The organism is Chitinophaga niabensis, from assembly GCF_900129465.1.
GTDB lineage: Bacteria > Bacteroidota > Bacteroidia > Chitinophagales > Chitinophagaceae > Chitinophaga > Chitinophaga niabensis.
Genome location: NZ_FSRA01000002.1, coordinates 1,843,732 through 1,867,190, shown reverse-complemented (window position 1 = coordinate 1,867,190; position 23,459 = coordinate 1,843,732). Strand labels below are relative to the sequence as shown.

Here is a 23,459-nt window from a genome sequence, read left to right as displayed (position 1 = left end):
ACAAACGAAAAGGAAGGAAGGGGTAGTGGGGAAGAAAAAAAATTCAGCGGTACAATTTCAGGAGGCAAATGGCCAGCAATCCAATAGGGCCGCCATGTTCCTGCAAGTAGTCCTTTACACTGCGAACGGCCGCCATCATGTGTTTCTTAACAGTTTCCCTGGAGATCTGCAGCTGTTCTGCGATATCTTCATGTTTCAGACCTTTCATGCGGCCCAGCCTGTAGACCTTTTGCTGCTGACCCGGGAGATGGTCAATGGCACGATGCAGCAGGGCTTCCAACTCTTTCGCCAGGGTAGCATCTTCGGTAGAATTGCGTTCGTTGCCGGCGGGGAACAGGTCACGGATCAGGCTTTCCTCATGGGCCCTGCGTTTCATGCCGTTCAATACAAGGTTGCGGGTCATGCGGTTGAGGTAAGCGGGGAGGTTTTCAATGGCATGGAGGGATTCCCGGTTGACCCAGATCTTCACAAATACATCCTGCACTACATCTTTGGCAATCGGATCTGATTCCGTCATACGTAATGCGAAAGAATAAACGAATGGGTGATAATGGTCGAAAAGTTCACGAAAAACAGATCCATCGCCCCTGGAGAGTTTTATCAGCCATTCCCGCTCTATGTCCGTTTGTTCATGCATGCTTGATACCCGGGGCTAAAAGTAATAACTAAATATCGTAACTTAAACAGTACTTATGCAGCCAGACATTAAAATAAAACGCATCTATGAAGAACCATCGAAAACTGATGGCTTCAGGATACTGGTGGACAGGTTATGGCCCCGTGGTTTTACAAAAGAAAAAGCGGCTATAGATGAATGGGCAAAAGACCTGGCCCCTTCCGGCCCGTTAAGGACTTCGTTCCATCAAAACGATATGTCGTGGACAGATTTTGAGAAAAAGTACCTGGCAGAGTTGAAGCAGAATACAGCAGTGGGGGATTTTCTCGAACGGCACAAGGATAAAAAGAAGATCACCCTGATCTTTGCCACAAAAGACCCCGAACATAACCATGCCATAGTTTTAAAACAATACCTGGGATCAAGATCATGAAAGAAGCACTATGGCAACAATTCGGCGCCTCTATAGATATGTTGGAAAATGCATTGCTGGCCTGCCCGGATGAATTGTGGGATACAGCATCATACAGCACAATTGAACATGTTACTCCGGCAGAGCAAATACGATGTGCCCAATTGGGTATCGCGCACCAATCATCCTTTATAACTCCTGCAACAACCTGTTCAGGCTTCTGACTGAAATGCCCATATACCCCGCCAGGTCCTGCTTGGTGAAAGTAATATGCTGTGCATCCAGCATAGCCAATAACTGTGGGAGTATTTCAGACAAAGCATACAATTGCTGCCTGGCACTTTTGATAGATGAATTGGCGACGCGGGTGGCCAGGAGTTCCAGCATAACCTGGTTAAGATCAGGCATAGTATAGATGCTATGCAGGAACTCCGTATGGCTCATGGCATGAACCGTGAGTGGCGTAACAGCTTCTACTGAACAGATGGTCTTCTGCTTTCTGATGGCTTCAATTTCACCCAATACCTCGCCTTCACCCAAAAATTCAAGGATATAATCTTTATCGTTCTCCTCTGTAATAAAACATTTGGCGATGCCGGTCTTAATGATGTACACATGAGTTAACTGCTCATCCTGGTGAATGAACCGCTGCCCTGCATTGATACTACGCAGGGTGGTTTTACCTTCCATCGCTTCTGTTAACTGAAGTAGTTGCAGATTTTTCCTGATCATACCGTAAATGGGACAAATGTCCTAAAATTCCCCTGAAACGTGGTTAATTTTGCTTTATGAAAGTTTTAGTCACCGGAAGCGCAGGGCATTTGGGCGAAGCGCTGGTCCGCACATTAAGAGATCTGCAATACGAAGTAGTGAGTATAGATATACTCCCTTCCCCATTCACCACACATGTTGGTTCCATTGCCGATCCTGCTTTTGTGAACCGTTGCATGGAAGGTATACAAACGGTATTTCATGCGGCCACTTTGCATAAACCCCATGTTGGCACCCATAGCAGGCAGGATTTTATTGATACTAACATAACAGGTACGCTCAACCTGCTGGAAGCCTCCATTACAGCGCGTGTGCAACGTTTTATCTTCACCAGCACCACCAGTGTTTTTGGCGATGCACTGGTACCTCCCGCCGGAGATCCGGCAGCATGGATAACGGAAGCAGTTACACCTGTTCCCAAAAATATCTACGGCGTAACAAAAGCAGCGGCAGAAGACCTTTGCCAGTTATTCCACAGGAACCAGGGGCTGGCCTGTATTGTTTTGAGAACATCCCGGTTCTTTCCGGAAGAAGATGATCATAAAGATGCACGGGATACTTACACGGATGAAAATCTCAAAGCCAATGAATACCTCTCCCGCCGTGTGGATATTGAAGATGCCGTGAGTGCACACCTGCTGGCAGCGGAATGTGCCCAGCAGATCGGTTTCGGGAAATATATCATCAGTGCCACAACTCCTTTTTTACCGGAACACCTGGCGGCATTACGGACCGATGCCCCAAAAGTACTGGCAGGTTTGTTCCCTGATTATGCAGCAGTATATGCACAATATGGCTGGAAGTTCTTCCCGGGTATAGACAGGGTATATGTGAATGATAAAGCAAGAAAGGAACTGGGTTGGCAGCCGAAGTACGATTTCAGGTATATCCTGGAACAACTAAGGTCCGGCGATGGAATAAGAAGCCCCCTGGCAAAGATCATCGGGGCAAAAGGGTATCATGCGGAAGGGTTTTCCGAAGGGCCTTATCCAGTGCGATAAAACATATATACAATTAAAATATTTATCATATCTTAGTGCTGAAATTTGAATCCCTTATACCTAAAAAACGATTAACTAGATAATTTAGCAACCCATATGATAAAGCCTATTACCCTGATGGTAACATTATTCACCATCTGCAGCACTTCCTATGCCCAGAATAAGACACTTATCGGCATCGTTCCATTCAAAAGTTCCGCTCAAAAAGATAGCTATGGTTATTCCCGGAGCAATAATTCTTCTGAGTATAATACTGCTATCCAGGATGCCGTTGCCGATGCCTTTCTGAAAACCAAAAGGTTCTCATTGGTTGAACGGGAGAAAATGGACCAGTTAAAGTCTGAAAAGAACCTGCAGAAAGATGAAGACTTCATAGATGGCCAGGTAATTGAACAATCCAAATCCCTCGGTGCGCAATATGTTGTGCTTGGAAATATTTCAAAAGCAAAAGCTGAAACCAAGCAGGTGAGCATCCCGGTTGTGGGCATGACCACTTCCAACATTGCTGAAATAGCATTCAATACAAGAGTGGTAGATGTAGCCACGGGAGAGATCATGGCTTCCAATAGCTTTAGCGCTACTTCAAAAGGTAAAACTGCCTTTGAGGATGCGTTGAAAGAAATTAAACCACAGATCGAAAAATTCATCAAGGATAACTTTAAGATCGTGGCTTCCATTGCATCTATTGAAGAGAAAAGTGGTGCAGGTGAAGCAGTCAAAGTATTGATATCCGGCGGTAGTGGTACCGGCGTATCAGAAAGCAATCAGTTTAAAGTGTATGAAGCAACGGAATTGGTAGTGGACGGTAAAAAGCTCACCAGGAAAAAGCAGATCGGAAAGATAGTGGTATCGAAGGTTGAGGATGAAAACTTCTCCATCTGCACAGTAACGGAAGGTGGTGCAGACATTGCCAAAAAGATGGAAGGGAATGCTAAATTGAAATGCGAAATCATAAACGAATAGTATATGCAAAAAACACTGGCAGTTTTTTTCCTTTCGTTTATTACTTCCCTGGGAGTTGCACAGACGCAACCCAGGATCATGGTGATACCATTCACGAAAGAAGGAGAAGACATCAGAACTGTGCTGGATGAAGATGTGAACAGGCGGATAGCGATAACGAAAGTAAAAGAAGGTTTTGATAACAAAGGATATACCACTGTTGACTTTATAGGCAAACTAAAAGCAGCGAAGGATAACCAGCTCTTCAACTCGGATAATCAAACGGATATAAAAACCAAGATCATTGAAATGTCCGGCTGCGATATATATGTGATCACTGAAGTAGATGGTAAAAAGGACAATTCCGGTTCCAGCGTGAATGTTATTCTCTCCTCCTATGAAGTATCTACGGGCAATTCCCTCTCCAATAAAGTAGGCAGTTCAGGCAAATTCTTTACAGACGATATCGGACGGCTGGCTTCTAAGGCAGTGGAAAAATGCATTGATGAATTCACGGAAACGATGAATGCCAAGTTCACTGAAATTGAAAAGAAAGGCCGTTCTCTGTTAATTGACATTTCCTTTGCCGAAGGTGCTGCTGTTAATATGACCTCTCCGATAGGAACAGATAAAACCGCTTTGTCAGACCTTTTGGAAGAATGGGTTTCCAACAATACGGTGAATAGTAATTATCATATACAGGGAGTAACCAGCTCAAAGATCATCTTTGATGAGGTTAAAATCCCTTTAAGGGATAAGAACGGGAACAGCGTGAGTACCACCAGGTATGCGCTGCAACTTTCCAACTACCTTAGATCGGTTGGGCTTACGCCCAGTAAAGAAATAAAGGGCAGTACCCTTTATATCACGCTTAACTAACATGCACCTATGAAAATATTTATAAAAGCGGCTTTGCTGATTGCATTTTTCTCCCAGTTAAGTTCGCACCAGGCGCAATCCCAGAGTCCCAGCCTTACGCTATGGACCATCATGCCGGAACCTTCCGGCGATCTTACCCTGGCACAGATCCAGAAACTGGAATCCAAGATCACACAGATCGTAAACAATTCCAATGAAGCCGCTATTGGCCAAACGAACGACCTGGTGATCTACCCGGTTATAACCATTGAAGAATCCGGTGTTGTGGAAGGTGGTATGCAGAACCTGAACATTACTACCCTGGAACTCTCGCTGTTTGTAAAGCAGTTAAGCACGAATGTTGTTTTCAATACCTTTTCAAAAAAGATAAAAGGTAGCGGCAGCAATAAGTCGCAGGCTATCAGTAATGCTTTCAGCCAGATCAAAGTGGCAGACGAATCATACAAACAATTTATCGCAGCTACCAAAAATAAGGTCCTGAATTACTATGCTGAAAAGTGTGGGTCTATGATCCAGCAGGCAGGCACCCTGGCATCGAAGAACGATTATGAGCAATCCTTAAGTATCCTTCAATCCATCCCTGATGCTGCAGGCAATTGTTACCAGGAAGCACAGAAGAAATCCCTGGAAGTATATAAAAAATACCAGACGCTTTTATGTGCCAAAAATATCACGCGGGCAAAGTCTGCTATAGCTACCAATAATTATGAAGAAGCGCAGGGAGCATTAGCGCAGATAGATCCATCTTCCAGCTGTTACCCGGAAGTAAAACAGTTGATCGCACAGATCTCTTCAAAAGTGGAGAAAAGGGAAAACCAGGAAATAGAACTGGAGAAACAAAGGGTGAATGCTATTAAAGAAATTGCTAAGGCCTATTATGCCAACAGGGTCACGGTGGTCCGGTATAATGTACTTGTACGTTAATAAAAAAGCCCCGGGAGATTTTGGAGTGCCCCAAAAAGTTAGACACTTTTCGGGGTATATCAATTCCCGGGGGCTTTTTATTATTTAGCGGGTGTGATCACTATCTTCCTGAATTCAATAGGACCGTGATCTCCCTGTATGTAGATAGGTCCGGGTTCTCCTTCGTTGCTATCCAATGCTCCACCTGTAATCCCTGGGATCTCCTGGTTACTGATAACGGTTTTTCCATTCACCACAATCGTTACCATCCGGCCAATAAGGGTGATATCATAGCTCTGCCATTTGTCAGGACCGAGTGCTGCAATTTCGCTGGGGGCCAGGAAACCGTATACGCCACTGAACAATACGCTGGAAGGATGTGCATCAGCAGGACTATCTTCTATCTGCACTTCATGACGGCCTCTTAAATAAACACCGCTGTTGCTTCCTTTCTGGTACCTGAACTCTACGTGTAATTTAAAGTCGTTAAAGGTTTGCTCAGAGATGAGGTTAGCGCCTGAATGAGGACTGGTGAGTACACCATTCTTTACTTCCCATTGATTCTTACCCAATGCTTTCCAACCTGCGAGGTCTTTTCCATTGAATAAGTTAATGGCTTTACCCCAAACCGGTGCGGCAGTTCTTTTCAGATAGGGGGCTTTCACTCCTTTCCAGTTGTATTTCTTTCCTTCGCTGGTAGTAATGGTACCTTCGATGCCTGCGCCGGCTAATGCTCCTTCGATCACAAAATCCTGGTTACCGCCTTCCCATTGTGGCGGAATGGCGAAACTGAACTTACCGTTATCAAAATTCACTTTCGCTACAGGACGGGCACTTCCGGAAACACCTACAAAATAACCCACCAGGGTGCGGTTGCCTGAAAGTTTTACTTCCAGCCAGGAGGGAGCTGGTTTTCCATCCTGATCGATTGTGATGTCCCAACGCCCTATGAGGTCTTTGGAATCTGCAGGGTTTTGTGCTGTAACAGATACCGATCTGCCCTCTGCCAGTACTGACGCTGCCGAACCCAGGAGGGTTAAGCAACTCATGCTCACTACAAGGATTTCTTTACGCATATGAACTCTATTTAATTATCAATGTTGCCCCTTTGGCAAGGAGCAACAAGATAATATTTTTGCGGGAAGAATCTGGCAATGAATTTACTTGCTATTAGTGGCGGCTGCTATTACTACTTTCGCCACTGCGGCCGGTTGGGATATATAGATCACATGGCTGCCCTTTACCTCTGTTACCTTTGTATTGGACCTTTTGTACATGTTACGTTGAATTTCAGGGGCGATACTTTTATCTTCCGTAGCTATTATACCATAGGTAGGTTTGTCTTTCCAGGCGGCTTTAGTAATAGGGGTAGCAAAACCTTTTGCATAAAAAGCACCCTGGGAGGCATACATAAAATCAGCATCTGCTTTAGGGATATCTGCACAGAAACCTGCATGGTACTTAGCTTTATCATAGTAAACAATGCCTTTATCGTCTGGGGCCAGTACGCCATTTTCAGGAGCCGGAGGGGCTGTTTGCAACCACTGTAATGCAGTTTCACCTTTGTCAGGCTGAAAAGCGGCTACATAAACCAGGCCTGCCACTTTAGGGTGATTGCCGGCTTCGGTAATTACAGCACCGCCCCATGAATGGCCTACCAGTATAACCGGTCCATCCTGCTTATCCAATACCAGGTTCGTTGCGGCCACATCATCTTCGAGGGAACTTAATGGATTCTGTACGATGGTTACATTGTACCCTTTTTTGACCAGTACATTATAAAGGGGTTTCCATCCGGAGCCATCGGCAAATGCTCCATGTACCAATACTACATTTTTTACGGCTTGTGCTTTAGTGATAGTTGCAGAAGCAAGAATAGAGAATAAGATAGTCAGGGTGGCGAAAATGCCGTTCTTTAATATGTTTTTCATTTTTCAGGTGCTGATGTTTTTATGCTGCATCAACAATACAAAGGTGCGATGGGAAAGGGTCTTGAAAAATGTGGATACTTCCCGGAGTATTGTAATTATTTCCCGTTCCCATCCTTGTTCCTGAATTCGAGGGGGGATAAAGCCGTATGTTTCCTGAAAAAGTTGCTGAAATAGGCCGGATCTTCGAAACCCAGCTCGTAGGTGATCTGCTTCACGGACTTTTTGGTATAGTATAATAACCGTTTAGCTTCTATGATGATCCTTCCCTGGATCACCTGTAATGGGGTTTGCTGATTGTATAACGCAAAAACATTGGCTAATGTTTTAGGAGACTTATTCAAACATTGGGCATAGTAATTCACGGAATGCTCTGAGCGGAAGCTCCCCTCCACCAGTAAGTTAAACTTCCGGAACAGGTCCAGCCGCTCGTCATGTAACCTGGGATCAGGGATATGCTCTGATCTTGCCCATTTTGTGATCATAATGATCAGTCTTTTTAGCAATACCATCAGCATTTCACCTTGTATATTATCCTTCGTTCTCAATTCTTCTTTGAAAATATCCAGCAGCAACTGCATTTTATACTGCGCCTCTTCATCCAGGTGTATAAATAACGGATTGGCCATGCCGAATAAAAACCCTACACAGCTTACTTCTGCATCATGGTCAACAATGCAATAGAATTCACGGTTAAACTGCCAGGCTATGATATCTGCCGCCCGTTCAAAGTAAAAGGACTGGTCGAACATCAGGGGCATGATGGTATGGGACTTAAAATCGTGTTCTTCACCGTCTATGGTAACGGTTTGTTTTTCACCGCAGTTCCAGGCTATCGTGAAATACTTCTTCAGCCGGTCGCGCGTATAAAAAAGGCGGTCAAAATCCTGTTCATCTGTCAGCAACAGGAGGTCGCCACCGGTTTTTGGGTCTGTAATGGCTAATTTCATCGGGGCTAAAGATAAGATTTACTAATGGGACTGGTCATTTTACCAAGCCTGTACGTCATTTTACTGCCTTTTTCCGTAAAAATTCACGAACTTTAAACCCATTTTTTTCCCCCTTCGTCCATACAACCGTCCGATCAAATGAAAAAAGCTAACGGAAAAGACCATGCCCACAAAAAGCCTCCCGGGCTGATGGGGCTTGTGAAGCCATATAAAAAGCTGATCATACTCCTTATTCTATTGGCCATACTCAGCAATGGTCTGAACCTGGTGATCCCAAAGATCATTTCTCATGGCATAGATGCTATAGAAAAAGGGCAGCTGACGCTGAGAACGATCATCATTCAATTCTCGCTGACAGGGATCTTTGTGTTCATCTTTGCCTGGCTGCAAAGCCTGGTGCAAACCTATGCTTCAGAGCTGGTAGCCAGGGACCTGCGTACCCGGCTGAGTGAACGGATCTCCCGGCAGAGTTATGCCTACATACAGGAAACCAATCCTTCCCGTTTGCTGACGAACTTCACGGCAGATATAGATTCCATCAAGATGTTCGTATCGATGGCCATTGTGTCCATCGCTTCTTCCCTGTTCATTATCATTGGTGCCAGTATATTGTTGTTTACGATAGACTGGGCACTGGCACTGGTTGTATTGATGATCATTCCCATGATCGGTACGGCATTTTACCTGATCCTGAAAAAAGTAAGGGGCCTGTATATGAAAGGGCGTGAAGCAATAGACTGGCTGAACAGGGTGATCACAGAAAGTATACTGGGAGCAGCGCTCATAAGGGTATTGAATGCACAGCAGCCGGAGTACGACAAATTCATGGTAGCGAGCAAGGATGCACGAAACATAGGTCTTTCCATTATGCGCCTGTTTTCGTTACTGATACCGGTGATCTGGTTTTCAGCGAGTATGGCTACCCTGTCTATCCTGGCACTGGGTGGTCACTTTGTGATCACGGGTACTATGAGCCTGGGTGACCTTGCTGCATTTAACGGTTATTTATCCATGCTCATTTTCCCGATCATATTAATTGGTTTCATGAGCAATGTGATTGCACAGGCGGGCGCTTCTTATCAACGTATACAAAGTATACTGTCCACACCAGACCCTGTTGAACCGGGTACGCTTACAGATACACTCAAAGGAGATATTGCCCTGGAGAACATTTCTCTTCAGTATGGGCAAAAGTTTGTGCTGAAAGATGTTTCCTTTTCCATCAAGGCCGGATCAAGAACGGCGATCATTGGTCCTACTGCAGCCGGTAAAACACAATTACTGTATCTGCTCACCAACCTGGTGAAACCAGGTTCCGGCAGGATCACTTATGACGGCAGGGATATCAACGAATACAAGAAAGAAACATTACATCAGCAGGTAGGGCTGGTATTCCAGGACAGCATCATTTTCAATATCAGCCTGCGGGAGAACATCGCGTTTAATGAAAACGTTACGGAAGAAGCGATGGATAAGGCGATCGAAACAGCCGCACTGAAAAATTTTGTACTATCCCTTCCTGAACAATTGAACACGATCGTTTCTGAACGGGGTACCAGTCTTTCCGGTGGACAGAAGCAACGCATTATGCTGGCACGGGCACTGGCCATTCAACCGAAAATATTATTGCTGGACGATTTCACGGCCAGGGTGGATAAAAACACAGAACAACATATCCTGGAAAATGTAGCACGTAATTACCCCGGGATCACGTTGCTTTCTGTTACACAAAAGATCGCGGATGTAGAGCAGTATGATCAGATCATATTGCTGATGGAAGGAGAACTGGTGGCTAAAGGCACACATCCCGAACTGATGCAAACCTGCCCTGAATATGTGCAGATCTATCAATCACAACGCAGTACAAGCCATTATGAATTACAACCTGAATAAACCAAACAACGACCCTTCGAAGAAACCTAAGTCGTGGGCAGCGTTGAAAAAGCTTTACCAGTTCCTGGGTGCAGAGCAGAAAAACCTGCTGCGTGCATTCCTGGCTGTGATGGTGAGTTCAGTGCTAAACCTTTCAGGCCCCGTACTCGCAGGGTATACGATCGACCATTACATTCAGAACAAACAATACTCCGGGGTACTGGTGATCTGTGGCATCTTGCTGGTGATGTACCTCATCGCATTCGGCGCCAATTACCTGCAGGGCAGATTGATGGGCAGTATTGGCCAGCGCATGTTATACAATCTGCGCAACGCCGTTTTCGGAAAATTGCAGGAACTGCCTGTGGCTTTCTTTAACCAGAATAAAACCGGCGATCTAATTTCCCGCATCAATAACGATACGGAAAAAGTGAACCAGTTCTTCTCGCAGTCGCTGATACAGTTTTCCAGCAGTATCTTTATGATGGTGGGTGCAGGTATCTTCCTGCTGTCTATCAATTTCCGTTTAGGTGCTGCGTCTTTAGTACCAGCATTACTACTTTTGGTTTTTACCCGGCTGATCTCTCCCTGGGTAAGACGCAGGAACGCAGATAATATGAAAAGCACCGGTGGCCTGAGTTCCGAGATACAGGAAAGCCTGAATAATTTCAAGGTGATCATTGCTTTCAACCGCCGCGACTATTTCAGGAAACGATTTGAAGAAGCGAACGTTAAGAACTATAAAACAGCCATTGGGGCAGGTTTGGCTAATAATATCTTTATGCCGGTGTTTGGGTTCTCTGCACATATTGCGCAAATGACCGTACTGGTCTATGGTATTTATATGATATCAGCAGGAGACTTCACTGTGGGGCTGCTGATCAGCTTCCTTGCTTATGTGACCAATTTCTACAACCCTATCCGTCAGCTGGCGGCCTTATGGGCCAACTTCCAGGTAGCGCTGGCTGGCTGGGACAGGATAGCGGAAATACTTTCCATGGAATCCAACCTGGAAACACTGCCTGCTGCTAAAAGCATTACCGGCAATGGCGCTGTACTATCCTTCCAGGATGTACATTTTGCTTACCCGGATGGAAAGGCCGTGCTGCATCATGTAAATCTTCAACTGGAACGCGGTAAAACTTATGCATTCGTAGGACCTACCGGTGGCGGTAAAACTACTACGGCCTCTTTAATGGCCAGGTTATATGATCCTACGCAGGGTACTGTATTACTGCATGGAAAAGACCTCCGTACCTATGAACCTTCAGAACGCAGTGCGAAGATAGGTTTCATTCTGCAGGAGCCTTTCCTCTTCAGTGGCACCATTCGCGATAATATCCTTTATGGCAATGAACAATATAAAGATCATTCTAATGAGCAACTGATTGCCGTGTTAGGGGAATCCAACCTGGACAGCCTGTTATCCCGTTTTGAAAATGGGTTGGAAACACCAGTGCTGGCCAGTGGCGATGCCATCAGCCTCGGACAGAAACAACTGATTGTTTTTATCCGTGCCATCCTGCGGAAACCAGAACTACTGATACTGGATGAAGCTACTGCCAACATTGATACAGTAACAGAACAATTACTGGAAAACATCCTAAAGAACCTGCCTGCAGAAACTACCCGTGTGATCATTGCACACCGGTTAAATACAATTGAGAATGCAGACGAGATCTATTTTGTAAATGCCGGTGAAGTACAACGGGCAGGATCTCTTGATCATGCAGTGAATATGCTGCTGCATGAAAAGCGGGAAAGCTGATGGTACTAATCTACTATTGATCACACTTTGTACCCATAGTAGTTTTGGGTATGATGAAACGTTTTTTTATTGTAGTAGCCTGGGTGCTTCCCTGCGCTGTTGTTAGTGCCCAATACAAATACCCCGCTACCAAACAGGTAGCAGTAACTGATAATTATTTCGGTACAACGATCGCAGATCCTTACCGCTGGCTGGAAGATATGGGCCATGCGGAAACACAGCAATGGTTTAAAGCGCAGGGTGCGCTCACGCATCAATGGCTGGATAGCATAACAGGAAGAGCTGCATTGCGGGAAGAGATATTGCAATTGTATAACCTGTCCAGACCCGGCAGATTAACGAGTAATGCAGAGATCTATGAAAGGAGCAACCGCTTCTTTTACAAAAAGGAAAACCCGGAATTACCCGTACCTGTGATCTGTTACCGGGATGGCCGAAATGGAACAGAAAAGCTCCTGGTTGATCCGGGTACCTTCTCCATGGGAAAAAGTATAGAGGTTACGTTCTTCCTTCCATCGGATGATGGGAAGAAACTGGCCTTCGGTTTATGTGAGAATGGAAAAGAATTATCTGCAATCCGGATCATTGAAGTGGAGACGCAAAAACTCTTTCCCGAAGTGCTGTATCCATCCTGGTTCGGCATATCCCGCTGGACGAATGATAATAAGGGGTTCCTCTACACCAGGAATATCAGCGATAATGTGAATGACAGTAATATGCTGCTTCACACAAAAGTGTTCTATCACACCATAGGAACAGATGAAAGCAGGGACCGGGAGATCTTCTCAAAAGCCACCGCTCCGGGTATAGACCTTGAGCCACGGGATATACTGTGGATGGATATTTCGGATGATAACAGGTATATGATCGCTTATGCGGGCTCTGTGCTGGATGAATTTAAATCATTCATTGCGCCTGTATCTGAAATGTTCAAATCGCAGATACACTGGAAACAGGTTACAAAGATCGAAGATGGCATTAAAAGTATCCACCTCAAAGGAGATCAGATCTTTTTCCTATCCCATCAGAACGCAGATAATTTCAGGGTAATGCAAACAAGTGTTACAATCCCTGATGTGCAGCATGCAAAAGTGATCATACCGGAAAACACACAACCGCTGGAAAAGGTAAGCATGAGCAAAGATCATCTGCTGCTCACTTATTCGGATGGTGTAAACAATACTTTGCGGCGATATGATATAGCCAGCGGAAAACTATCTGCTATTCCCCTTCCCCTAAAAGGCACCATCAATGTAACACTTACCAATCCACTCAGGAACGATTGCATTGTAGAGATCTCCTCCTGGGTGATGCCTCCAACCAAATTTGACATAGATGAGCAGGTTCGTTTGAGCAGGAGCAGTTTTGAAACAGGCACTCCTATTCCCGGCAGTGAAGATATTATAGTGGAAGAAGTAAACGCTGAAGGGCATGATGGTGTTCTGATACCGCTCTCCATATTTTACAGGAAAGATGTAAGGAAAAACGGCACAGCCCCCTGCCTGGTCAGTGGATATGGGAGTTATGGCATCAGTACACGTCCTTTCTTTCATCCCGCCTTCATTGCCATGGTCAATAAAGGTATGGTGGTAGCCATTGCGCATGTACGTGGCGGGGGAGAAAAAGGGAATACCTGGCGACAGGCAGGATTTAAGAACACCAAACCTAATACATGGAAAGATCTTATCTCCTGCACGGAGTATCTTATTGATAAAAAATATACTTCTTCTAAACGGATAGCTGCACATGGCGCCAGCGCTGGTGGCATCACGGTTGGGCGTGCAATTACAGAACGGCCGGACCTTTTTGCAGCTGGTATCAGTGAAGTGGGATTGAATAATATGCTACGCGCTGAACTGGCTCCCAATGGCCCTAATAATGCAAGAGAATTTGGTACAATCAAAGACAGTACAGAATACCTGGGGCTATTGGAAATGGATAGTTACCATCATGTTAAAAAAGGAGTGGCGTACCCCGCTGTTCTTACTACAGTGGGCATGAACGATCCTCGGGTCGCAGCATGGGAAACGGCTAAGTTTGCTGCAGCATTGCAACAGTCATCCACATCCGGTAAACCAGTGTTGCTGTCTGTTAATTACAGGGCCGGGCACCGTACGGAGGATAAAGTGATCGCAGCGGAAAGGTATACGGATGTAATTGCATTTGCATTGTGGCAATGCGGGCATCCGGATTTTAAGTTGAAGGGAAGCCTTGGGCATCCATAACAGCAGATCTGTTCAGGAGCTCAATGGCATTGTTCACCTGGAACTTCTGAAACAACTTCTGCCTCATGTTGCGAACTGTGTTGTGGCTGATACCCAGTATTCCTGCGATCTCTTTGGTAGAAAACCCCTGTTTCATCAGCGGCAATAGTTCATGCTCTCTTGGAGAAAGCTGGCTGGCTGCTTCGGCAGATGCGTTAAATCCGCTCAGCTTTTTCCCTTCCTTATAACAGGTCATTTTAACGCCTGTAAAAGGTGTTTCGTGACTGATATCACGAAGCAACATATAGTAGAGGCTCAAATTATCCCTGATGCGAAGCATGGCCTTTTCATCATGCAGATGAATATATCTGCCGTCCGGGTGACGCATCCGGTAGTTAAATACGAAACGAAGTTTATGGCGCTCCTCCGGATCTTCCTCCTGGTATATTTCACTTACAACCTGGAGGCCTCTGCTATAATCTTCGATATCTGCATGGTGCATGCGGCTGAAATATGCCTCTACCTCCAAAGCGTTTGCCAGCGATGCCGTGTCCACACCAAGCAGCTCGCGGGCGTTATCGCTTACATAGAAAAAGCCCTGGTGCATGAACCTGCAGGTACAGATCACCCAGCTGGGGAAGATCTTCTGAAGGTTCTGAAGGGTATGCATGATCTCCTCATGAATGTCTTCCTGCTCCAAACGAGCAGGGTTTGTCACATATGCAATAATGTTGTTTGTTCTCCTTGCGAGAGAAAGTGGGGTATGCATGGGGTCGCGGTTGAAGTTTTATAAATAAGTAGGTCCTTCCGGAAAAAACAAAACTATCCCCATTGTTTTTCCCCGGCAATCCCCAAACCTGGGGATATGGGGATGGTATAAATATACCATTGTACAGGGCTTGTTCCACCGGTAATTTTGTGCATGGAAGGTTAGGTATAGAAAACCACGCCTGCACGGCAGACGGCGTAAAAGATAACAGGGCGCTGTCTGCCCGCAGGTTTGGTACACCCCAAAAAAACAAACGAGAACTATGCAACGAACGATCATTAACCCCATTTACAAGGACACCGTCACGTTCCTTAAAACATCAGCAGAAACCGGCCACGAATTCTCACTGGGAGAACTGACATTATTGCCCGGAGGCGGGAACCCGCCACATTACCATACGGCATTCACAGAAACGTTCATTGCCGTAAAAGGCATCCTGGGATTACGGCTGCGTCATGAAGAGATCTACCTGGAACCGGGAGAAGAATATACGGTACCCATCGGAGAAGTACATAATTTTTTCAATCCAGGTACAGAGGAGATCACTTTCCATATAAAGTTCAGCCCGGGGCATGAAGGAATGGAACATGCGTTGCGGATTGCCTATGGACTGGCAACAGATGGGCGGACCGATAAAAAAGGAATGCCTAAAAGCCTGATAGCAGCTGCTTTGATCATGGATATGGGAAACTCATATCCAAGTGGGTTCTTTTCTGTGCTTAGGCCTCTGCTCTCCTATCTGGCTAAAAAAGCAAAGCGGAAAGGAGTTGACAAAGCATTGATCCTTAAATACTGTAAATAAAACCCCCAAATAATGAATAGCAAATGGATTGAGTTAAGCCTCAGCATCACCATTTTCTTATCCGGCCTTTCCGGAGGTATTGGATTTTTTACGGCCATGGGAGGCAACCCGGCTATGGTGAAACTAAGCGACCGCAGCTTTGCGGAATACTGGCAACAGATAGATAATTTCATGGGCGCGAGGATGCCTGTATTTGGCCCGCTCCTTTTAAGTTCCCTTATGATCAGCACCATCCTGCTCTTTAAAGAATGGCGGTCTCCCTCCTTCTGGCTGATGTTGTCTGCCTTTTTTGTTGCAGTAGGGGACATCGCATTCACCCTCAATGTAAATCACCCACTTAACAGGCTTATACAAAGCTGGGACCTGAATAACCTGCCTGCTAATGTGCAGCAGATAAAGATAAAAGTGATCCAGGCTTTTAACATCAGGCTCCTTCTGATGATCGGCACTTTTGTATTGGTGGTGATCTCTGTATGGTCAAGAAAAAAATAAACACATGAAAACAGTACTGATTGCTCTCGTATCCCTATTGTTCATAGGGGAAAACAAACTTACAGGAAGATGGGAATCCGCTCCCGCTCCAAATGGAAATGTAACCGGTTTGGTCTTTAAAAAGGACAATACGTTTGAAGGTTATGTGAATAAGAAACCATTTGTTACCGGTAAATATACGCTGGAAGGTGATATACTCACTTTTACGGATAACGCCTGTGATGGTGCGCAAGGTGTATATAAGATCAACTATTTCAGCGGGACCGATTCCCTGCGGTTCCAACCTGTGAATGACACCTGCAGCAATAGAAGAGCAGGCATGAGCAGGCTTGTTATGGGAAGGGTAAAATAGTTCTGATGAAAACAACCATCATCTTTATTACTACGGTGCTTTTTGTTACGCAGGTTTCCTTTAATAGCAAGGAACCTGCTAACAAAGCAGCCTTGGGCGAAATGTTATTTTCAGACCCCATCCTTTCAAGGGACAGGACCATCAGTTGCGCCAGTTGCCATAAACCAGCCTTTGCTTTTGCAGATACCTCTGCGGTTAGTTTAGGTGTCAGAAACAAGCGTGGCATAAGGAACACACCTACTGCCATGAACATATCCTCTCAACGTGTTTTCTTTTGGGATGGCAGAGCCAAAAGCCTGGAAGAACAAGCGCTGGCTCCCATTGTGAATCCCGATGAAATGGACTTGTCCATTGCAGAAGCAGTACAAAGGCTGAATGCAGATGCGGGATACCGGCAGTATTTCAGGAATATATTTAATGCTCCTCCCAACAGTACTAACCTTGCGATCGCCATCGCGGCTTTTGAGCGTACATTGGAAACGAGTAATAGCCCTTTTGACAACTGGAAGTTCTCGGATGATCCCAAGGCAGTAAGCGATGCGGCGAAGAGAGGATTCCAGCTTTTCAACGGAAAAGGGAAATGTGTTAAATGCCATTTCGGGCCAGACCTTACAACAAATGAATTCAGGAATATTGGCCTTTTCAATGGTAAAGAATTAAATGATAGTGGGCGGGCTGCTATATCAGGAGATAAAATAGAAACGGGAAAATTCAAAACACCCGGCCTTCGCAACGTTGCGATCACTGCGCCTTACATGCATAACGGCATGTTTAAAACGTTGCGGGAAGTAATTGATTTTTATAATGAACCTGATAAATTCGTTACGAAAGCAAAGGACAGGGATACAATACTGGCCCAACCACTGGGCTTAAGTGAGGAAGAAAAAAACGATCTGCTGGCATTCCTTCGTTCCCTGACAGATAAAAGGTTTAATTGATGTAATTTAGGGAGCATAAACCCTGCTTCTCATGAAGAAAGTTCTGGTATTACTATTGATCATCCCGTTTTGCAAAGGCCCGCGGGACCTATCTATCCACTATCCAGCTCCGCCTCCTGAAGATTCCATCGTTTCCTTTCTGCCAGGCATTGTTAGCTCAGGAGCAGATTCCATTGATTTTAATGCGGCCTTCTCTCCCGATGGCCAGTCGTTTTATTTCACCCGGTCGGTGAACAGGAAATGGACTATTTATGTATCCCATTATGACGGTAAGCAATGGACGAAAGCCATCAGGGCGGGATTTAACGATACCGTCTATTCGATGGCAGACCCTGCCTTCGGGCCTGATGGATATCTTTATTTCATATCAGACCTTCCCAGAACAGCCTCGGACACCCTGCGGGATTTTGATATCTGGTTCGTTAAACCCTTAGCAGATGGGCGATGGTCTGCACCGGAAAATCTGCTGGCGGTTAATACAGACAGTACGGAGTATTATGTATCCTTCTCTCCAGGCGGCCATCTCTATTTTGCCTCATCACGGACGGGGGGATATGGACTGGAGGATCTTTATATCAGCAAACTTGTTGAGGGGAAATACAGCCAGCCGGAAAACCTTGGCCCTAAGATCAATACCCCTTATTCTGATCATGATCCCTGTTTATCGCAACAGGAAGATTTTATGATCTATACTTCCGTAGACCGGAAAGAAGGGCTTGGAGAAGGAGACCTTTACCTGGCCCGGAAAGATGCAAACGGCCAATGGTCAGAAGTGCGCAGTATGGGGACATTGTTCAATACCAGCACCTATGAATATTGTTCTTATTTTTCACCGGACTTTAAGTACTTTTTCTTCAGCAGCCGGCGGGATGTAAAATGGATGCGCACAGCTTCGCTATTAAAAATAGTTCAATGATGAAACATCTTGTATTTACCCTGCTTGCCTGGTGGTTTACGCCTGATAATATCATCAGCTATACCGCAGATCCTGCCACTCAGGAGATCCGGCTTTACTGGAAAGATGAAAGGGGACAGCTGTTAGGAAGCATCCAAAACCTTAAAGATTACCTGGGTCGCAAACAGCAAAAACTCGTATTCGCCACTAACGGCGGCATGTATAAAATGGATAATTCGCCGCTTGGGCTTTTTATCCAGGACCGGAAGATTGTATCTCCCCTGAATATCTCATCAGGCAGCGGTAATTTTTACCTTATGCCTAACGGCGTATTCTATATCACAACTGCCAACAAAGCCGGGATCTGCCCGACAAGCGATTTTAAAGAATCCGATCGGATTAAGCTTGCTACACAATCGGGCCCAATGTTATTGATCAATGGCGCTATTCATACCGCTTTCAAAAAAGGCTCTGCTAATCTGAATGTACGCAATGGCGTAGGCATCCTGCCTGGGAACAAGCTGCTCTTTGCGATGTCCAAAGAGCCCATTAATTTTTATGACTTTGCAGCATACTTCAAAAGTATGGGTTGCATAAATGCCCTATACCTGGATGGCTTTGTTTCCAGAACCTATCTGCCGGAAAAGAACTGGGTACAGACAGATGGTAATTTCGGGGTGATGATAGGGATTACGGTTTCTAATTAATATCTTTGGTAAGACGTTAGTTCCCAGACCTATAATTATTTTCCAACCCCGAAATCAAACATTTATGGAATTCCCCCAAAGGATCATTAAAGCCGGCGAAACAGACCGGGCCATCGTAAAAGCTATTCAGCAACGTTTACTCGCATTAGGTATCGGCAATTTTGAAGCCACTGGCACATTTGGCCCTAAAACCACAGCTGCCGTAAAACAGTTCCAGGCCTTACATCGTGACAGGTTCGGCAATCCGCTGGTAACCGATGGCAAAATAGGATCTATCACCTGGGAGATCCTGTTCGACAATGTAGTGCCGGTACAGGAAACAGCCCCCAGTGATCTGCTTGCAAAAGCTATTGAAGTGGCAGCAAGCCAGATAGGTGTAATGGAAAATCCACCGGGCAGCAACAGAGGTAAAGAAGTGGATGCCTATCTGCAAAGCACCAACACCCCATTGGGAAGTTTCTGGTGTGCGGCATTTGTGTACTGGTGCTTCAGAGAAGCAGCCGATCAACTGGGTATCGCTAACCCCGTTTTTAAAACAGCCGGTTGCCTGGCACATTGGAATAAAACGCAGGGCAAAAAGGTTATCAAGGCACAGGCCATTAATAATCCTTCATTAATCAAACCTGGCAGCATCTTCATTAAAGACCATGGCGGCGGACTTGGGCATACCGGCATCGTAACAGCGGTGAGTGATGGTTTTATTGAAACAATTGAAGGGAATAGTAATCCTGCCGGCAGCAGTAACGGGATCGGCGTGTTCCGCTTAAAATTCAGGAAGATCAATTCGATCGAAAAGGGATTCATTATATATTGAGAAAGAGGGCAATGCCCTCTTTCTTATTAAAGATCACCCCTCGCGGCAGCTGTAATATGGCCATCCGTTCTTTGCCGCTGGCTGGAGATTTTGGCATAAATTCCCCCTAAAAATGCGACATTCTCCCCCTATGTACATGCAGTCTGTACGGTAATTTCACCGTATGGAAAACATAACTGTGAATATTCTCGTGCATGCTCCCTTAGCCGAAGTCTGGAAATACTGGACGGAGCCTTCCCACATTCTAAACTGGAACCAGCCTTCCGAGGACTGGCATACCTCCCGGGTGGAAAATGACCTGCGGGTTGGTGGTAGCTTCCTTTATGTGATGGAGGCCAAAGATGGCAGTGGCGGTTTTGATTTTACAGGTGTTTATGATGTGGTAGACCATCACCGTGAAATCAGCTATACGCTTACAGATGGCCGGACCGCCACCAACATTTTCACACAAACTGAAACCGGGACTACCATCACGGAAACTTTTGAACCGGAGAAGGGCCAGCCGGCGAAGGACCAGGAGCTTTTCTGTACAGCTATACTGGAATGCTTTAAGAAGTATGTGGAGGGGCTTTTATAAGAAAAAGTTGTGAAAGTGAATGCTTACATATATATTTGTAAGCAAACGCTAACATATGAGAAAGTTGAAGCTGCAAATGCAGGTATCTTTGGACGGTTTTGCTTCAGCGGGGCCTAACGATGAACAAAAATGGGTGACCTGGGCGCTGGAGGAAATTTATTCGTACGTGACAGGAATATTCGCGTCCGCCGACACCATTCTTATCGGTAGAAAATTAGCGATAGACTATATCCCCTATTGGCAGGAGACATTTAAAAAACCGGATGACCCCATGCATGAATTCGCAGTAAAGATTGTTACCTCGAAAAAGATCGTATTCACAAAAACGCTGAAGAAGTCTGAATGGGATAATACAGAGATAGCGACGGGAGACCTGGTAGAGGAGATCAGCAAACTAAAAAGTCAGCCGGGTGGTGATATGGTAGTTTATGGAGGTGTTTCGTTTGTGGCGTCTTTACTCAAAGAGCAGTTGATAGATGAAATACACCTGTTCGTTAATCCTGTTGCTATCGGGCAGGGCGAATCTCCTTTCAGCAACCTGGAAGGGTTCCAGCAATTGAAATTGCAAAGGTGTGTGCCGTTTCCAAGCGGCATTGTGTTACTGACTTATACGCTCCGGTAAAAATGGGATACTGGTGGTGCTTTCCAGCACCAGCCAATATCCCTGGTTGGTTTTAATACACTAATGTTATTCCGGCCCCCAGGCCCATATCACTATCAAAGTGGGTGGAAAGGTTGAAGTATTTGCTGATGATATACCGGAACCCGAACATATACTCCTTATCTGTATTGGCAGAGAAGTTGAAACGCAGGCGTTTGGAGACCGGGATATCTTCCCGCCTCAATTGAAGCCGCAGCTTGCCTTCGCTATCAACAGAGCCGTCCAGGATCACTAACATGGGGAGCGTAAATTCAATACCGGCATGTACTACCTGGCGGAAATTTTTGGTATTCGTTTGCCCGAATAAGTTCTTCCTGGGCGTCAGTAGCTGCCCGAAGATATTTTTCTCAAATGGGTCTTCTATTGTGCGATTGCGGAAATCCCAGCCAACGTATGGGAATAGCCATTGCATTTTTCCGAAGTACCGTCCAAAATGGCTTTCGCTTTCATAACCGTGATGTTTCTGCAAACCGACCCGCCATTCGGTTTGCAGGCGGTACCTCGTATTGGCCAGCATGATCTCCCCATCGCTTCCGTTGCTTTCTATCCCAATCCTTCCCATAATATGTACCATCCGGTCGTCCGCAAATAGCTTGCGTTGTGCCAGTTTGGGATTGGGAATTTCGGGGTTGGGCAGGTTGTTGTCGTAACGGAAGATCCTGCCCATGCCGCTCATCATGTGGTATAATATATGGCAATGGAAGAACCAGTCTCCCCCCGGTTCTGTGGCTGCGAACTCGATAGTATCCCTTTCCATGGGCATCATGTCCAGTACATTTTTCATAGGGGCATAATCGCCTTGCCCGTTTATTACCCTGAAATCGTGACCATGTAAGTGCATGGGGTGGCGCATCATGCTGTTGTTGTACAAGATTAGCCGGATGTTCTCTCCTTTTTTAATGAGGATCCTGTCGGTTTCAGAGACCACTTTATTATCGAGGCTCCAAACGTAGCGGTTCATGTTCCCGGTGAGCGTGAAGTGTAATTCTTTTACGGGGCCGGGAGGCAGGGTGGTTTTTTTGGGATCTCGCAACATGGTATAATTGAGTGTTACGATATCTGGTGTTTCTGCCATTTCAGGATACATCACGGTGTTCATATCCATGATCTGGTTATGCATTTCCATGCCTTCCATGGATACCAGGTCTCCTTTCATGTCCATCATATCGTTCATCATCTTCATGCCTGCGAAATATTTCAGCTTTGGCAGTTTCTTTGCGGGTACTTTTTCTCCGTTGCCCAACCATAGGGAAGCAGATCCCGTCCTGTCTTCCGGCGTTACCAGGAATTCATAACTTTTGTTCTCCGGGATGGTCACCACTACATCGTAGGTTTCGGATACTGCTATGATCAGCCGGTCTACTTCCACTGGTTCCACATCGTTGCCGTCTGTAGCTACTACAGTTATTTTACCGCCGGCGTATGTAAGCCAGAAATAGGAAGAGGCTCCGCCATTGGCAATACGCAGCCTTACCTTATCACCTGCTTTGAACTGTGTATGTTCATGTTCGTTTTCTCCGTTGATCAGGAACTTATTATAATACACATCACTTACGTCCATGGCGTTCATGCGTTTCCATTCATTGATCACCTTGGTTTTAAAGTGGCCTTCCCTTATGGCTTCTGTATAACTCTGGGTGGTACCTTTCTTTATGGCAAACCAGTCGGTAGCCGCATGCAGGCTGCGTTGCACCTCATGTGGTTTCATGTCTGTCCATTCGCTTAGTACGATAGGTATGGAAGGAATATCCCATTCTTTCTTTTTCTTCATGATAAAGGCACCATACATCCCTATTTGTTCCTGGAGACCTGAATGGCTATGATACCAATGAGTGCCCGTTTGAACAATAGGGAATTTGTACAGGTAGGTTGTATGAGGCTTGATGCCCATCTGGGTAAGATTGGGTACACCATCCATCCTGTTGGGAAGGAACAAGCCGTGCCAGTGCAGGGATGTTTCCTCATCCAGGTTATTATGCACATAGATCTCGGCCGTATCACCTTCTGTGAAAGTGAGTGTGGGCATGGGGATCTGGCCATTCACTGCAATAGCGCGTTTGGGTTTGCCGGAAAAGTTCACAATTGTATCAGCCACGTAAAGGTCGTAACGGACAGTTTGCTGCGCGGCAACAATGCTTGTTATTAAAACAAGCAAAGCTGTAATTATAATATTCTTCATTAATGAGCGGATTGATGGGAGCAGCTA

General features: G+C 45.6%; 24 protein-coding genes. 17 read left to right on the top strand and 7 right to left on the bottom strand.

Features of this window, described 5'->3' with window-relative positions; translation table 11 throughout:
• Positions 1–43: 43 nt before the first annotated feature.
• Complete coding sequence (locus tag BUR42_RS24915) at positions 44–637, bottom strand: RNA polymerase sigma factor (protein ID WP_074242269.1); 594 nt, start codon at positions 635–637, stop codon at positions 44–46.
• A 55-nt stretch (positions 638–692) separates the two neighbouring features.
• Here BUR42_RS24915 and BUR42_RS24910 point away from each other — a divergent pair, with 55 nt between their 5' ends.
• Positions 693–1,049 (top strand): DUF488 domain-containing protein, encoded by a 357-nt coding sequence (locus BUR42_RS24910; RefSeq protein ID WP_074242268.1) that lies wholly within the window; start codon positions 693–695, stop codon positions 1,047–1,049.
• Positions 1,050–1,217: 168 nt separating this feature from the next.
• Here BUR42_RS24910 and BUR42_RS24900 read toward each other — a convergent pair whose 3' ends face one another.
• On the bottom strand, positions 1,218–1,760 hold the full coding sequence (locus tag BUR42_RS24900) for a Crp/Fnr family transcriptional regulator (protein WP_074242266.1): 543 nt from the start codon (positions 1,758–1,760) through the stop codon (positions 1,218–1,220).
• A 56-nt stretch (positions 1,761–1,816) separates the two neighbouring features.
• Here BUR42_RS24900 and BUR42_RS24895 point away from each other — a divergent pair, with 56 nt between their 5' ends.
• The 4 genes from BUR42_RS24895 to BUR42_RS24880 all read left to right on the top strand — a co-directional run bounded on the left by BUR42_RS24895 (position 1,817) and on the right by BUR42_RS24880 (position 5,545).
• Positions 1,817–2,800 carry an NAD-dependent epimerase/dehydratase family protein gene (locus tag BUR42_RS24895; protein WP_074242265.1) on the top strand — a complete coding sequence of 328 codons (984 nt, stop codon included), beginning with the start codon at positions 1,817–1,819 and terminating at the stop codon, positions 2,798–2,800.
• A 96-nt stretch (positions 2,801–2,896) separates the two neighbouring features.
• Positions 2,897–3,763, top strand: a complete 867-nt coding sequence (locus BUR42_RS24890; RefSeq protein ID WP_074242264.1) for a CsgG/HfaB family protein — start codon at positions 2,897–2,899, stop codon at positions 3,761–3,763.
• 3 nt (positions 3,764–3,766) lie between these two features.
• A complete protein-coding gene (locus BUR42_RS24885) occupies positions 3,767–4,621 on the top strand; it encodes a DUF6175 family protein (RefSeq protein WP_074242263.1) in 855 nt (284 codons plus the stop codon).
• Positions 4,622–4,630: 9 nt separating this feature from the next.
• Positions 4,631–5,545, top strand: a complete 915-nt coding sequence (locus tag BUR42_RS24880) for a hypothetical protein (protein WP_074242262.1) — start codon at positions 4,631–4,633, stop codon at positions 5,543–5,545.
• A gap of 80 nt (positions 5,546–5,625) precedes the next feature.
• On the opposite strand, the gene BUR42_RS24875 is transcribed toward BUR42_RS24880, so the two are convergent.
• From BUR42_RS24875 to BUR42_RS24865, 3 genes are all read right to left on the bottom strand, one after another.
• Positions 5,626–6,600, bottom strand: coding sequence for a 3-keto-disaccharide hydrolase (locus BUR42_RS24875; protein ID WP_074242261.1), 975 nt, complete (start codon positions 6,598–6,600; stop codon positions 5,626–5,628).
• An 84-nt stretch (positions 6,601–6,684) separates the two neighbouring features.
• Positions 6,685–7,455 carry an alpha/beta hydrolase gene (locus BUR42_RS24870; RefSeq protein ID WP_074242260.1) on the bottom strand — a complete coding sequence of 257 codons (771 nt, stop codon included), beginning with the start codon at positions 7,453–7,455 and terminating at the stop codon, positions 6,685–6,687.
• 95 nt (positions 7,456–7,550) lie between these two features.
• Positions 7,551–8,402, bottom strand: a complete 852-nt coding sequence (locus BUR42_RS24865; RefSeq protein ID WP_074242259.1) for a helix-turn-helix domain-containing protein — start codon at positions 8,400–8,402, stop codon at positions 7,551–7,553.
• Positions 8,403–8,540: 138 nt separating this feature from the next.
• Here BUR42_RS24865 and BUR42_RS24860 point away from each other — a divergent pair, with 138 nt between their 5' ends.
• From BUR42_RS24860 to BUR42_RS24850, 3 genes are read left to right on the top strand one after another with little or no spacing between them, the layout of a single operon-like run.
• Complete coding sequence (locus tag BUR42_RS24860; RefSeq protein ID WP_074242258.1) at positions 8,541–10,295, top strand: ABC transporter ATP-binding protein; 1,755 nt, start codon at positions 8,541–8,543, stop codon at positions 10,293–10,295.
• Positions 10,237–12,042 carry an ABC transporter ATP-binding protein gene (locus BUR42_RS24855; RefSeq protein WP_234979795.1) on the top strand — a complete coding sequence of 602 codons (1,806 nt, stop codon included), beginning with the start codon at positions 10,237–10,239 and terminating at the stop codon, positions 12,040–12,042. Before BUR42_RS24860 ends, BUR42_RS24855 begins: the two co-directional genes overlap by 59 nt.
• Before the next feature lie 50 nt (positions 12,043–12,092).
• On the top strand, positions 12,093–14,267 hold the full coding sequence (locus tag BUR42_RS24850) for a prolyl oligopeptidase family serine peptidase (RefSeq protein ID WP_074242256.1): 2,175 nt from the start codon (positions 12,093–12,095) through the stop codon (positions 14,265–14,267).
• Here the strand turns inward: BUR42_RS24850 and BUR42_RS24845 are convergent.
• The gene (locus BUR42_RS24845; protein ID WP_084185812.1) at positions 14,236–15,015 is read right to left on the bottom strand and encodes a helix-turn-helix transcriptional regulator; all 780 of its coding nucleotides are present in this window, start codon (positions 15,013–15,015) and stop codon (positions 14,236–14,238) included. The two genes, BUR42_RS24850 and BUR42_RS24845, sit on opposite strands and share 32 nt — an antisense overlap.
• A 262-nt stretch (positions 15,016–15,277) precedes the next feature.
• On the opposite strand from BUR42_RS24845, the gene BUR42_RS24840 reads away from it, so the two are divergent.
• The 9 genes from BUR42_RS24840 to BUR42_RS24800 all read left to right on the top strand — a co-directional run bounded on the left by BUR42_RS24840 (position 15,278) and on the right by BUR42_RS24800 (position 21,214).
• On the top strand, positions 15,278–15,817 hold the full coding sequence (locus BUR42_RS24840; protein ID WP_074242254.1) for a cupin domain-containing protein: 540 nt from the start codon (positions 15,278–15,280) through the stop codon (positions 15,815–15,817).
• Between the two features lie 12 nt (positions 15,818–15,829).
• Complete coding sequence (locus BUR42_RS24835) at positions 15,830–16,309, top strand: DUF1772 domain-containing protein (protein WP_074242253.1); 480 nt, start codon at positions 15,830–15,832, stop codon at positions 16,307–16,309.
• A gap of 4 nt (positions 16,310–16,313) precedes the next feature.
• Complete coding sequence (locus tag BUR42_RS24830) at positions 16,314–16,661, top strand: hypothetical protein (RefSeq protein ID WP_074242252.1); 348 nt, start codon at positions 16,314–16,316, stop codon at positions 16,659–16,661.
• A 5-nt stretch (positions 16,662–16,666) separates the two neighbouring features.
• Complete coding sequence (locus BUR42_RS24825) at positions 16,667–17,599, top strand: cytochrome-c peroxidase (protein WP_074242251.1); 933 nt, start codon at positions 16,667–16,669, stop codon at positions 17,597–17,599.
• Positions 17,600–17,630: 31 nt separating this feature from the next.
• Positions 17,631–18,515, top strand: coding sequence for a TolB-like translocation protein (locus BUR42_RS24820; protein WP_074242250.1), 885 nt, complete (start codon positions 17,631–17,633; stop codon positions 18,513–18,515).
• Positions 18,512–19,201, top strand: coding sequence for a phosphodiester glycosidase family protein (locus BUR42_RS24815; protein WP_074242249.1), 690 nt, complete (start codon positions 18,512–18,514; stop codon positions 19,199–19,201). Before BUR42_RS24820 ends, BUR42_RS24815 begins: the two co-directional genes overlap by 4 nt.
• A gap of 64 nt (positions 19,202–19,265) precedes the next feature.
• Positions 19,266–20,015, top strand: coding sequence for a CHAP domain-containing protein (locus BUR42_RS24810; RefSeq protein WP_074242248.1), 750 nt, complete (start codon positions 19,266–19,268; stop codon positions 20,013–20,015).
• A gap of 163 nt (positions 20,016–20,178) precedes the next feature.
• A complete protein-coding gene (locus BUR42_RS24805) occupies positions 20,179–20,592 on the top strand; it encodes an SRPBCC domain-containing protein (RefSeq protein ID WP_074242247.1) in 414 nt (137 codons plus the stop codon).
• A 55-nt stretch (positions 20,593–20,647) separates the two neighbouring features.
• Positions 20,648–21,214, top strand: coding sequence for a dihydrofolate reductase family protein (locus BUR42_RS24800; RefSeq protein WP_074242246.1), 567 nt, complete (start codon positions 20,648–20,650; stop codon positions 21,212–21,214).
• A gap of 52 nt (positions 21,215–21,266) precedes the next feature.
• Here the strand turns inward: BUR42_RS24800 and BUR42_RS24795 are convergent, their stop codons facing one another.
• Positions 21,267–23,432, bottom strand: coding sequence for a multicopper oxidase domain-containing protein (locus BUR42_RS24795; RefSeq protein ID WP_074242245.1), 2,166 nt, complete (start codon positions 23,430–23,432; stop codon positions 21,267–21,269).
• Positions 23,433–23,459: the final 27 nt, after the last annotated feature.